The sequence below is a fragment of the Proluteimonas luteida genome, from assembly GCF_021191695.1.
Taxonomy (GTDB): Bacteria; Pseudomonadota; Gammaproteobacteria; order Xanthomonadales; family Xanthomonadaceae; genus Luteimonas; species Luteimonas luteida.
In genome coordinates this window covers 105111-117659 of record NZ_JAIWPT010000001.1, presented here as the reverse complement: position 1 = coordinate 117659, position 12549 = coordinate 105111, and the positions used below count along the sequence as shown (strand labels likewise).

Annotated in this window: 11 protein-coding genes; 3 read left to right on the top strand and 8 right to left on the bottom strand. The window is 63.7% G+C overall.

The genetic code is table 11. The features are described from left to right. Nucleotides 1-26 precede the first annotated feature (26 nt). From LDO26_RS00540 to LDO26_RS00525, 4 genes are all read right to left on the bottom strand, one after another. The gene (locus tag LDO26_RS00540) at nucleotides 27-2732 is read right to left on the bottom strand and encodes a TonB-dependent receptor (RefSeq protein ID WP_232129114.1); all 2706 of its coding nucleotides are present in this window, start codon (nucleotides 2730-2732) and stop codon (nucleotides 27-29) included. Between the two features lie 62 nt (nucleotides 2733-2794). Beyond that, nucleotides 2795-3766: a FecR family protein gene (locus tag LDO26_RS00535; RefSeq protein ID WP_232129113.1), complete on the bottom strand. Its 972-nt coding sequence runs from the start codon at nucleotides 3764-3766 to the stop codon at nucleotides 2795-2797. A 13-nt stretch (nucleotides 3767-3779) separates the two neighbouring features. Further along, nucleotides 3780-4352 carry an RNA polymerase sigma factor gene (locus tag LDO26_RS00530; protein WP_232129112.1) on the bottom strand — a complete coding sequence of 191 codons (573 nt, stop codon included), beginning with the start codon at nucleotides 4350-4352 and terminating at the stop codon, nucleotides 3780-3782. 234 nt (nucleotides 4353-4586) lie between these two features. After that, nucleotides 4587-5720 (bottom strand): metallophosphoesterase, encoded by a 1134-nt coding sequence (locus tag LDO26_RS00525; RefSeq protein WP_232129111.1) that lies wholly within the window; start codon nucleotides 5718-5720, stop codon nucleotides 4587-4589. 418 nt (nucleotides 5721-6138) lie between these two features. On the opposite strand from LDO26_RS00525, the gene LDO26_RS00520 reads away from it, so the two are divergent. Further along, nucleotides 6139-8955, top strand: coding sequence for a conjugal transfer protein TraG N-terminal domain-containing protein (locus LDO26_RS00520; protein WP_232129110.1), 2817 nt, complete (start codon nucleotides 6139-6141; stop codon nucleotides 8953-8955). Nucleotides 8956-8967: 12 nt separating this feature from the next. On the opposite strand, the gene LDO26_RS00515 is transcribed toward LDO26_RS00520, so the two are convergent. The 4 genes from LDO26_RS00515 to LDO26_RS00500 form a co-directional block, all read right to left on the bottom strand. After that, a complete protein-coding gene (locus LDO26_RS00515) occupies nucleotides 8968-9315 on the bottom strand; it encodes a Z-ring associated ZapG family protein (protein WP_232129109.1) in 348 nt (115 codons plus the stop codon). A 78-nt stretch (nucleotides 9316-9393) separates the two neighbouring features. Beyond that, complete coding sequence (locus LDO26_RS00510) at nucleotides 9394-9855, bottom strand: type II toxin-antitoxin system VapC family toxin (protein ID WP_232129108.1); 462 nt, start codon at nucleotides 9853-9855, stop codon at nucleotides 9394-9396. After that, nucleotides 9855-10109, bottom strand: a complete 255-nt coding sequence (locus tag LDO26_RS00505; protein WP_232129107.1) for a type II toxin-antitoxin system Phd/YefM family antitoxin — start codon at nucleotides 10107-10109, stop codon at nucleotides 9855-9857. The genes LDO26_RS00510 and LDO26_RS00505 overlap by 1 nt, the downstream gene beginning before the upstream one ends. Before the next feature lie 227 nt (nucleotides 10110-10336). Continuing rightward, nucleotides 10337-11572 (bottom strand): tyrosine-type recombinase/integrase, encoded by a 1236-nt coding sequence (locus tag LDO26_RS00500; RefSeq protein WP_232129106.1) that lies wholly within the window; start codon nucleotides 11570-11572, stop codon nucleotides 10337-10339. A gap of 283 nt (nucleotides 11573-11855) precedes the next feature. Here LDO26_RS00500 and LDO26_RS00495 point away from each other — a divergent pair, with 283 nt between their 5' ends. Together LDO26_RS00495 and LDO26_RS00490 are read left to right on the top strand one after the other, a co-directional pair. Next, nucleotides 11856-12071 carry a hypothetical protein gene (locus LDO26_RS00495; RefSeq protein ID WP_232129105.1) on the top strand — a complete coding sequence of 72 codons (216 nt, stop codon included), beginning with the start codon at nucleotides 11856-11858 and terminating at the stop codon, nucleotides 12069-12071. A 169-nt stretch (nucleotides 12072-12240) separates the two neighbouring features. Further along, the gene (locus LDO26_RS00490) at nucleotides 12241-12465 is read left to right on the top strand and encodes a hypothetical protein (protein ID WP_232129104.1); all 225 of its coding nucleotides are present in this window, start codon (nucleotides 12241-12243) and stop codon (nucleotides 12463-12465) included. Nucleotides 12466-12549 lie beyond the last annotated feature (84 nt).

Sequence of the window (12549 nt, the reverse complement as noted above, 5' to 3'; positions counted from 1 at the left end):
CCGCCTAGAAGGATGACCGCGGAGATTCACCAATTCTTGCTAATGGATACTGTCACGTAGCGGCCAATGGCCGAGTAGTTGGTGGAATCGTAAGGCGCAAACCTCGGATTAGGCTGAGTTAACCCTGGCGGCGCTCGGTTAAACAAATTGTCTACAGACAGCGCCAGAGCAACACCGGACAAAGGCGAATCACCGGGAGAAGTCTCGTATCGTAGCGTGGTATCAAACGTCGTGAATGACGCAGTTTTCTCGGGCGTTGCCGTGATCGTACTGGTTACCCCAGAGGTATAGTTGGCGAAGCCCGACAGGCTAAGGCCGCCACGACTCCAGACAACCCCGAGACGGCCATTGAGCTCTGCAGGGAAGAACACCGTTCCTGAGAGGTCAAATGCATCCTGACCCGGCAAGTTCTGCTGGGATAGGTCGATCCAGCTGACTCCACCACGGAAAAGCAGTTGTCCCGAGGCCAGATCGAAACGATAGCTGCCGGTCAGGTCTAGACCTCTCGCATGTTGGCCCGCAACATTGGTGTACTCGGCCGAAATGATGGCAACGACACGATTAGGATCGTAGGCGGTGCCAGCCAAGTTGTAGAAGGCATCGTTGTAAGAGGCAATCAGCGCTTGCTGTTGCGCGATGGTGGGATCGTATTGGACGAAAGGTGCGTAGTCAGGGAATCTCAAGCTGTTCGTGAGAACCGGAATGGGGTACGCAACCCGCTGCGTGTAATCGATTGAAAAGTAAGTCAACTCGGCGTCGAGACCGGGCAAGGCCTCGGGATGGAAAGCGACCGAAGCAGTCCAGGTCCGCGCGCGCTCCGGATCGAGATCGGGATTGGCACCAAACGACATCAACACCGTGTCGCCGGCAACACACGAAGCACAACCCACCTGTTGCGCTCCCCACAGGTAGGTGTACTGACCGAAGAATCTCTGCATCAGGGTAGGCGTCTTGAACGACCTTCCCCATGTCGCCTTGAGTGTAAAGTCCGAACTCGGATCATAGATCACGCCGAGCTTCGGTGTGGTGACGCGACCGAAGCTATCGTAGTCCTCGGTACGCACCGCGGCGCTGAACTCGAGCCTTTGTATGCCGGGACGTGCGTTGTCCGATCCAACCACCGGGAACGACAATTCGCCATAGGCAAAGCGACTCCTCTGCTCGCCTTCAAAACTCGTTCTTTGGATGAAAGAAATGTCCGCGTACTCGTCGCGGCGCCCTCCAAAGCCTGCCGCCAGCCTCACATCGCGTTGCCCCCACGATATCAAAGGCCCTTCGACACCGATCTCCCATGCCTGTGTCTCATTGCAGTAGCAGCCATCAGTTGAGGGTGTTGCGACACCATTGCTGACTCTGGTGTTGTAGAAGACATTGTCTCCGCTGCCGCGCGAGGTACCCAGAAGAATCGACCATTCGTACGGCAACGTTACTTCCAAGCTGGGTGCGACCAGTGTGACCGTCGACTCTGACTCTCTTAAGAAATGATATGTCGGGTACGACTGTGCATCGGAGGCCTCCCGCACAGTTCTCAGTGCATCCAATCTCAGTTCTGCGCGCTCGCCAAAACGTTGATGGGCGCTGACAAGGCTGCTTCGCAATTTCCTGCCGTTGTAGAGGGTTGATGGATCATCCATCGATTGTGCGTAGTCGCGCTGGTTGGAATAAATGGGATCGTGGCTTGACTTCAAGAGCGTTGCTATCAAGCCCCCCGACTCCCAACTTGCTCCTGCAGTGGCAGTGTAGTCGTGCTTCCTCAAGCCACCATCCGAAGAGTCGCCATACAGCGCACCCAAGGACACGCCGTCGAAGTCTCGCTTGAGGATGACATTGGCAACGCCTCCCACCGCGTCGGATCCGTAGATTGCCGAAGCACCATCGGGAACGATTTCCACTCGTTCAACCGCTTCGATGGGAATGGCACTGATGTCCACCGCTTGGTAAATACCGTCGTAGCTCAGGCGTCGGCCGTTGAGAAGGGTCAGAGTTGCGTCCGGACCAAGCCCGCGCAGATTTAGCGCCGATCCACCGGTTTGGTTGTTGTTTGCCGGGTTATTGCCGACAGCGGAACCCACTACGACACCCGGATTCTGCCCCCCGCGAAAGTTCTGCGGGATACTTCGGATCACCTCGCCCAGGTCGGTGAAACCTTCCTGCTGAAACTGCTGCTCGTCCAAGACGATCGTCGGAGATGGGGTAGTACCGCCGCGGATGCGGGTACCCGTAACGGTCAGCCTTTCCAGTTCCTGAACCTCTTCGGGCGCCGCGTTCTGTCGCCTGCTCACGGCAGGCGTCGCAGGCGTCTGCGCAGCCGCAGGCGTCGCCGCAGGCTTGAGCACGAACGTGGTCTCGTTGGTCTGCTCGGTTTCCACGCCGCTGCCTTCGAGCAGCCGCTGCAGTGCTGCGCCTGGCGTCAGCACGCCGGTGACTGCCCGTGCCCGCTTGCCGGCGACGAGATCGTTGCGGTAGAGCAGTTGGATGCCGCTCTGCGTGCTGAACCGTTCCAGCGCGCCGGCCAGGTCGCCGGATGGGATGTCGAAGCGGACCGTCGCCTCGGCAGCGCTGGCTTGCGCCGATGCCGCGTACACCGGCAGGCAGACCCCGATGGCCACCGCCAGTGCCGTGTAGCAAAGGTATGCGCGGGCGGCGCGCGTCCCCGTACCGTTCCCCTGCCGTGTCGTCTTGCGCATGATCGCTTTTCCCCAGGTCGCCGCGGCGCGGGATTGCGCCGTCATGCTCTCTGCGGGAGACGACGTGGACACCGGTTGCCCTACCTCGGATTTCGAGTGCGCGGCGGCTACTGCAGCGGCAGCAGCACGATGTCCTCGCCGCTGTCGTCCACGCGCACCGGCAGGATCATGGCGGCCGCCGCGGCGATGGCCTCGCTCTTGCCGGTGCGAAACGTGCCGTTCATTTCCACGCCGGCCAGTTCCGGGCTGCCCAGGCGCAGCTTGCGCGGCGAGTAGCGGTTGGCCTCGGCGATCACCTGTTCCAGCGGCGTGGCGCGGAAGCGCAGCCAGCCGTCGAGCCAGCCGCTGACGGCGTCGGGGTCGATGCGGGCCACGACGAGGCCGTCGGCCGCAGATAGGCGTGCCTGCTCGTCGGGCCGCAGCAGGTGACGCTGCTGGCCGAAGGCGACTTCCACGCTGCCTTCGAGCAGGGTGACCAGCGTGGCGTCCGCCTCCCGGCGCACCTGGAAGCGGGTGCCAAGCGCGGTCACGCTGCCCTCGCCCACCTTCACCACGAAGGGGCGGGCGGCGTCGTGCGCGACATTGAACTGGGCCTCGCCGCGCAGCAGCTCGATCTCGCGCCGGCTGCGGGTGTAGGCGGCCTGCACCGCTGTATCGGTGTTGAGGACGAGTTGCGAGCCATCCTGCAGGCGTTCGGTGCGCTGTTCGCCCAGCATGGTGGCATAGGGCACCGGCGGTTCCGCGCCGAAATCGCGCAGGTACACGACGTAGCCGCCGAGCAGCAACACGAGCGTGGCGGCCATCGCCAGCAGCGGCGCGCCCAGCCGGCTGCGCGGCCGCTCGCGGCGCAGTTCGGCGAGGCGGGCCTGCTTGAGCGCCTGCAGTTCGTCATCGTCCCGCAGTTCGCCCAGCTGTTCCCACAGCACCTGGGTCTCGCCGTAGGCCTGCGCGTGGCGCGGATCGGCCCGCAGCCAGTCCCGCAGGCCGTCGCTCGGTTCACGGCGCGCGCCGGAGGTGCGCCGGGCGAAATACTCGGCGGCCTGTTCGGCGATGCGGTCGGGGGTCTTGTCCATGCTCATGGGTAGATGACGCTCAAGCGTCGCGATCTCCTACCGCGGATTGACAGGCGCGCAGCGCACGGGCGATGTGTTTTTCGACCATCTTCACGGAAACCTGCATCTTGTCGGCGATCTGACGATGCGAGAGCCCGTCGAAGCGGCTGAGCATGAAGGCGAGCTGGCACTTGGGCGGCAGCCGCGCGATGGCGCGCCGGAGCCGGCCCAACGCATCCTGATCGGCGACGCGGTCGGCCTGCGGACGCTCGGGTGCCTGCAGCGGGCCGATCGCATCGAGGGCCACGTGGTCGTTGACGCAGCGGCGGTCGCTGCGGCGATAGTGGTCGGTGAGGACGTTGTTGGCGATACGGAACAGCATCATCCGCATGTCGGCGATGCTGGGATCGTCGCGGTACTGCAGCACGCGCGCACAGGCCTCCTGGGCGAGATCCTCCGCGTCGGCCGGATTCTGCAGGCGGCTGGAGAGGTAGGCCAGCAGTTCCGGGCGGCACTGCCGCAGCACCGCCTCAAAGGCGGCGGCATCGCCCTGCTCACCGTCGTCGCGCGCTTCGGCGACGGGATCGAACAGCGAGCGGATCTCGGCGCTCATGCGTGTTCCGGAACCAGCTGGCGAAGGGCGCCCGTGATCGGGCGGGCGGATAACGGGACCCAGCCCGTCGCCATTGAAGCATTGCGCGGCTTCCGAGCGGGTGCAAGTGTGGGAGCGGCGCGCGGTGGCATGCGTTCTCCAAGGGGTTCCTGCGCTACAGGGCGTGCGGACGGACGGGGGACGCCTTCACGGCATCCGGTTCGGGAGACGCCGCTCGAGGCGAATGCCCTACCTTCAGTTGGACGCCTTCTCGACCTGCAGGGGTGCCCGCGTGCCGTCCACGTCGGCGCGGTACCAGCGGCCATCCTCGCGCAGCACGGCGCCCAGCAGCGCCTCGCCGGTCTCCTCGTCGCGACGCGGGTAGACCTGCACGGCGATCACCTTGCCGCCATACAGCGGCGTCACTTCCGGCACGATGGTGTGGCCGACGAGGATGGTATCCACGCCGAAGTGGCGCAGCGCGGCGGCCAAATCCGCATCGGTCACCCCGGGCGACGCGTCGCCGCGCGGGAAATAACCGCGATACCACAGCTGCCCATCCGCGCCCATCACGAAGCCGTGCAGGTCCGACTCGACCGGATCGGCGTCGCCGGCCAGCACATCGCGCACCGCGCGGTTGAGCTGCGCTGGCGCCAGTCCGCGGCGCACGACCTCGGGCGAGACGCCGCCGTGCAGCAGCAACAGGCCGTCTAGTTTGAGCACGGCCGCGCGCGTGCGCAGCCACAGGCCGAGCGGGGTGTCCGCACTGAACAGATCCGCGTACGCGCCGACGCCCAGCGCCTCCGCCGTGCGCAGGTACTTCGGATTGAGGTAGCGCTCGTCGCCGCGCAGCACCAGCGCCTCGTGGTTGCCGAGCAGCAGGTGCAGACCGCCACCCGCACGCGCGGCCTCCGCTTCGAGTTGGTAGAGCAACCACAGGATCTCGGTCTGTTGCGCGCCGCGGTCGAATACGTCGCCGAGGAAGACCACGTGGCCCGTGCCGAACGACCACGCCAGCCGCTCGTCCACGACGCCTTGGCTGCGCAGCAGTTCCACCAGGATTTCGTACTCGCCGTGGGTGTCGGCGATGACCAGTAGCGGCGTCTCCGACGGAAGCGCGAGTTCGTCCGGAGCGATCTCCGCAGGGCCGCGCAGCCGCACCGAGAACTTCGGAAGGGCGCCAATCGCCGGAACCGCTATCTCCTCGCCGACAGTTGCCGGTTCACGCCGGACTTGGATGCCCTCGCCATCCGGCTCGACCCAGTGCGCGGTCCATCCGTCAGCATCGGCCGGCAGCAGGTACGGGCCATCCGGCTCGGCCCACGCCAGCGCCGGCGACAGCGCGAATAAGAGCGCGCAAACGACAGTCCTGCCAAGGTGGTTACACATCGCTCGCTCCTCGTGTCACGGAAATTGCCGCGGGGTGCCGGCCACCGCAGGTAGTTGAACGTACCGCCTCGTCCGTGGATCGAGCCACCGCGGATCAACATGCTCATCGGCTCGAAGCCGAACCGCTGCAAGAGAAGCCGGCCCACGATCGAGCAATTTCGAGTACCAACGTTCGGGCGTCGCAAGAATCAGCTTTCGTCGGATGTTCCACGTCCCAACACCGGCTCGTTAAATTCCTTGTGCCAATGACGAATCGTCCGCGAAAGCACGCCCATTCTCCGCGGACGGCAGTCACACGCCCAGGCATCCTTTCATTGGAGAAGCCTTGGCCCATCCGGAGCTAACAATCGTCGGGACGATCCCGTTATCGAATCGCTCTGCATCGCACTGCCCTACCCACCCCAACATTCCCAAGTCCATGTGGGAAATCTACGCCTACCAGAACGCTGCCAGCCTGTTCGGCATCTTCAACGCCACCGCGGCGATCCACGCTTCCGGCGACTACATGTCGGCGGTCGCGGCCGTGGCCTTCTGCGGCTTCGTTGCCGCAGCGATCGCTTACGCCTTCGCACCAGAGAAGCTGCTCGGCTGGAAATGGCTGGCGTCGGTGGTGCTGGTCTTCTCCGTACTGATTGTCCCGAAGGTCACCGTCGGCATCGTGGACAAGACCGGCAGCACGCCCGTCCAGATCGTGGACAACGTGCCGTTTGGCGTCGCGGTGCTCGGCAGCTTGACCAGCACCGTCGGCCACACGCTGACGGGCCTGTTCGAGACCGCGTTCCAGACGATCCCGGGGCCCGGCGCCCTCCCCTCTGAACTGGCGTACTCCCAAAGCGGACTGATGTTCGGGAACCGACTGATCCGGGAGACGGGCACGGTGGTCTTTCCCGATCCGAACTTCCGCACCGACACCATCAACTATCTGCTCAACTGCACCGCGTACGACCTGATCGACGGGACGATCGACCCGACGGCGTTCTCGACGTCCGACGACGTCTGGTCACTCATCGGTACGCCAAACCCAGCCCGCTTCAGCACGCTCTCGAGCGTCACGGGCAGCACCATCGACACCTGCCCAAACGTCTACCTGTCGCTCAACAACCGATTGCCGGCGCAGATCACGCGCATCCAGGGCCGGCTCGCCTTCCAGGCCAACCCCACGCTGCCCGGCAGCGCCGCCGCTGCGGTCATCGGCGGGCAGGTCCAGCAGGCTTACCTGAAGAACCAGATCGCGGGCGCCTCGGCCACGGCCGCCGACATCATCCGGCAGAACGCGGTCCTCAACGCCATCCATGATGCCGGCCGGTTGGCTGGCCAGCGAGCCAACGATCCTGCGGCGATGGTGCTCGCCGTCGGCCGCGCCCAGGCTACGGCGCAGCAGAACGCGGCCTGGATCAACTTCGGCAAGGTCGCCGAACAGGCGCTGCCGGTGTTCCGCAACGTCATCGAGGCGGTCTGCTATGCCCTGTTCCCGCTATTCGTGTTGTTGCTTCTGCTGACCAGCGGGCGGGAGACGATGCTGGCGATCAAGGGCTATGCCGCTATCCTGATCTGGATCCAGCTCTGGCCGCCGCTGTACGCGGTGCTGAACTACATGGCGACCATCTTCGCCGCGTACGACCTGGCGGCGGCTGCGGACCTGGGCACCGGCACGAAGTCGTTGGCGCTGCAGACGGCCTCCACGATCTACTCGCGGGCGATCTCCGGCGAAGCGGTGGTCGGATACCTGTCGATGGCGATCCCCTTCATCGCATGGAGCGCGCTCAAGCGCATGGAGAACTTCGGCACCGCGCTGGTCGGTGGGCTGTCGGGCCTCCAGGCCACGCTGGCCGGCGCTACAGGGGCCGCGGCTACGGGGAACGTCAGCATCGGCAACGTCGCGATGGATCAGACGCGGCTGGCGCCGAACCGCACGTCCGCGTTCATGGGCAGCTTGCAGGACGACATCACCGGGAACACGCTGACCAGCAACGCGCTGACCGGCCGCGCAGCAATGTCGCTGCTGCGCAACGAGGGCTTCGCCTCGCGCGTGGTGTCGATGCGTGTCTCTGAACAGGACGTCAGCGAGGCGAGCCGGGTGGCGGACAGCGCCCGCAATCAGGCGATCTCAGCCAATCGGGAACGCTCGGCAGCGTTGACCGAGACCTTCGCCCGCGGACTGAACAATCTGGAATCGATCCGCCGGAGCGATGGCACGACGGACAGCCGCTATGAGCAGCTCGGCGAGAGCCTAAGTCGCTTGGATCATATCTCGCAGCGTGTCGCCGAGAGCACAGGCTTGAGCCAGTCCCAAGTCGCCAACTCGATTTTCGGTCTACCTGCCTCTTACACGTTCAGCAGCCGGAAGGGATCTCGCACGGCGTCGGGCGGACTGACCAGCAGCTCATTGAAAAGCTACATGGCGGGACTGTCGCAGGACGAGCGCAAGGTCCTCGACTCCATGACCAGCGAGCAGATCGCTGAGTTCCAGCAGTTCGGCGATCGCCTGGCGCGCGACAGCAGCTTAGTGAACATGGTCACGTCCGATGCACACGAGGCACGCGAACTAGCCTCCCGACTTTCCAGCACCACAGCGCTATCGCAACGTTCGGAAGCCGCGTACGCCGAGCGTCTCGCCTACGCCGAACGCCTCTCCAATGCGCGCGAACGTGGCGAGTCGATCTCCATCGACATCGCCCAGGATCCGCACAACCTGGAGATGTTCCGTCGCTATGCCGAGCAATACGGCGGCAGCAGCGCGGCGGCGTTCGCGATGATGGAGTCGGAGCTAGCGCGCCAAGGGCTTTCCCCCAACCGGACATTCAGCGATGGCACGGCGGTACCGGAGGCGTTCGACAATGTCCATGGCCATCACGCCGGCCAGCGCGGCTCGGTCGAACGTGCCGCGGCTATCGCGCAAGGCCATCAGGGCCATCGGGACGCCGTGTTCGGGTTCGACACGACGCTTACAGATATGGATGGGGTGGGTTCGCCCTCCTCTCTCCGCGACGACGTCCGCCGCCGCGGAGCAGAGATCAACCAGCATGCGGAGCAATCCCAGGATCGGTTCGACGAGAAAGCCCAGGTCGTGGAGACCGAAGACGGCACGCTCGCCACCCGCAAGTCGCTGGGAATCCAGGCCGGCAAGCAGGTACTTCAGGACGGCAGGATCATGGCCGAAGAGGCCAGGGACACGGGGCGATCGTTCTATCAGCGGGCGAAGGACGCGATCAGGAAGAGATTCAACGACGAGTAGTGCCGTCGTCCCTCACCCTCTTGGATCGTGGTCTTCCGGATTCATGAAAGGCGGGTGTCCCTTGTCGCGCCAGTAGTTTGCGGTGAGTTCTTCCGGACTGGTGTCGTGACTGCCCATCCGGGCGACTCGCTCCAACTCGGCACGCTCCCACTCCTCGCGCTCAAGATCCCGCTCGACCTTTTGTTCCTTCTTGGAGGATTTGCGTCCGATGTTTGAGAAGAATGCTCCAAGCACCATACCGACCACCGTTAGTTTCAATCCAAAGAAGATCGCGAGTCCAAGGCTGTTTTGCGCAACTCCGATCAGCAGACCAATCCCTGCTCCCAAGGCAGCGCATCCATAGAAGATGAGCCTTCGCATTACCCACCTATCCCCGCTTTCCCGCTTCGAATCAAACGCTATCAGTCACCACCGCCATTTCAAGGAAACAATGAGGCGCTAAGAGCGCTTTTTCCCCTTCGCGCCTTGCAGGCGACCGCTCTGCCCCGACCACGGATTCAAGACTTGCGAACCGAGCGGTTCGAAGTCAGTCACGTTCCGGGTAACCACGGTCATGCCGTGCACCATGGCGGTTGCAGCTATCAGCGCGTCCCTTTCGCTCCGGGGATCAGGCACATGCAAACGAGCACAACGCAGCGCCACGGAGACATCGACCGGCAGGGTCCGTTCCGCAAACTCGGGTAGTACGTGCGCGTCAAACCATGTGCGCAACCGCGCCCCTTGCGTGGGATCGCGCCGTTCCACCCTCAGAATGCCGATCTCCAATTCCATCAAAGTCAGCGCAGAGATGAAGCAATGGGTAGCGTCAATCTCGGAGAACCAAGCCATCACATTCTGATCAGCCTTCCGATCACCAGCCTTGCGCAGCTCAGAAATGACATTGGTATCAAGCAGATACATCACGTCAACTCTGCCGAGCGTCCCTCTATGGTCACTCGCGGCGGATCGAACTCAATCTCCGAAAGGCCAGGCATAGCCAGCGCGTCGACAAGGCTCCGGTGCCGACCGGTGAGCCGCTGGTAGTCCTCTATGCTGAGCAGGACGTGGGCCGGCTTGCCGCGATCGGTGATGAAGACAGGCCCGTGCTTGGCCGCCTTCTTCGCCCGGCCAACGTCTTGGTTCAGTTCTCGGCTGGAAAGTGTCGTTACGCCCATGGGAGCGTCCTCCTCGACCAACAATGTAGTTACGTTACTACATTAATGGTTTGCCGGCAAGTTGCTACGCCAGCAGACCCCGTTCTTTGCCTCTTGCGACCACCGCGCCAGGAGCTGAGTCGAGTTCGTTAAGCCTGCCTTACCGCTTGACCATGTAGCCCATGTTTGCCGCGGCCGCGTCGGCGAGGTCGGCGGTCAACGAACCGAAGGACGGAAGTGTTCAGTGGCTACACAAAAGCGACGGCCGCCAGCTTTTCGCGGGCCACATCCTGCACCAAATGACCATAGTTCCTCTCGATCATCAGCAAAGATGTTCCTGCCAGCTTCGACACGGTCAGCAGATCCATGCCACCGATGATGGCGTCGGTGATCCAACTGTGTCGAAGCGTATAGAGGACAGTTTCGCTCGGCAGTGCAGCCGAAGCTGCCGCCTCCTTCACCAGATCCCGCCAGATGTGCGCTTGCCAAGCAGCACCATCGTTCTGGGTGAACAGGTAAGCATTAGGCAGCTTCGACTTTGCCAAGCGATCGAGAAGCGCTTTGGCCGCTGGCGAGAGCGGGATCGTGCGCAAATGATCCTTTGTGCGGAACGTCACCGACCCGGTGTGTGCATCGTAGTCCTTTCGCAACACTGCCGCAGGGTCGCCTGGACGACAACCTGTCAGGGCAACGCATTCCACATAGTCGCGAAAATTTCCTTGCGCCGCCTCGAGTAACGCACGCCTCTGATCTTTGTCCAAGTACAGGTGCCGACGATTGACGGTACCCTTCGGAGGCTTCACGACTTGCCACTCGAACGCCCTTTCCTGCGAAACATAGCGCTTTGACACCGCTCGGTTCAGCGCGGCCTTCAAGCTCGTCAGCATGCGACTGAATGCTGTCGGGGACAGCGGCTTCGGAACCCGCGGCCTCCCACGCATCTTCGGCAGGGGTGTGAGCTTGCCGGTCATCAATCGCTCGCGCCAAGCATCCAAGTGGCGTTCGCGCAGCCGAGCAAGTTTGATGTTCCCCAACGGATCGGCGTCGATGACCCGCGCGAAGCGTCGTTCGGCATCGGCAGCGGCAGCCTCTCGCCCTGCATTCCGCAACGCGCGGACATAGTCAGCACACGCCTCGGCCACCGTATCCACTTCGCCGGTCGTAACCCCAGCGTCGACCGACTTGCGCCAGCGTCGGGCTTCCGACTTGGCCACGTCGTAGTTGTTCTCGTCTGAGACTGGACCCAATGCCTTGTACGCCTGGCGACCATCGTCGTTGTAGTAACGCGCGACCCAGTTTCCACCAAACGCCAAGCGGCGGAAGCCGACATACAGACCACGCTCCACGGGCGCGCCCCAATAGGGTTCGCGCCGCGGCCGAAGTCGATTTCGAACACCCGCCCTGTCGATGTTTTCGCGAGGCATTGGATTCTTCGTACGGAAATGGTACGGAAAAATTGTATGCGACGGAGTGAGACGCGTCAAGACATAAATTCTTCAAAAACAATAACTTATGAGACTTTATGAGACGTCATGAAACCGCATTTTGCAGGTTCACACGGCAAGGGTCACAGGTTCGATCCCTGTACCGCCCACCATGCAGACGTACGTTCCTGAAGAAGCCGGCCTTGCGCCGGCTTTTTCGTGCCTGCGGTCCGCTGCGGAACGGCATGTGCCGGCCGATACCCGCCAACGGCCTCATGGATTCACGGCGGCTTACATGCGCAGGAGGACGCTGGGGACTCCCGCAATGCCGAAGGAAATCCCCGTGCCCAGAGCCCAGAAGACCACCCGGCCCGCGCCGGACCAGCCGCGCCAGGGCGTCAATGTCGGCGACCACGACCGGAAATCGTCGAAGGGCGACCGTTACGCCCACGACAACAATGCCTCGGCCGAAGGCAACGACGCCTCGCTGACCGAAGGCGCGTCGTTCACCCGGAACGTCGACACGAAGGACACGCCCCCGTCGGCAACCGGCAGATAGCCGCCGTGGCCCGATCCTGACGCCTGCGGCGACGCAGCGCCGACGACGCATCTATGTGCATGTGCATTCGGCGCCCCCCGCTTCGGGCGTCGCTATCCGCGCGCTCCTGTCGCAGACGACGAGACGTGCGCACGGTCTGATGCACCGCCCCGGCCACAGGGAGATGCAGATGACGATGTTCGACGAACTCGAGGCGCTGGAGCGGTTGCCGCTGGATCGCGAGATCCGCTGGTCGCAAAGCTCGCTCGGCCTCGACGTGGACGTGTTCGATGGCGTGCACCGGCGCCTGGAACGCCTCGAAGGCGCGGGCCGGGTCCGCATCGTCCGGGCCGACAGCGAGAGCGACGGCGGGCGCCATCGCGTAGTGCGGGTGGTGTTCCGGCGCGTCGCGTAGCGCCCGCGGCTGGCGGTCGCGGGACGTCTCCCGGCCCCGGCATCCCTGCCCGCCACCCCACTGGCTAGAATGCTCCCTGCGCCG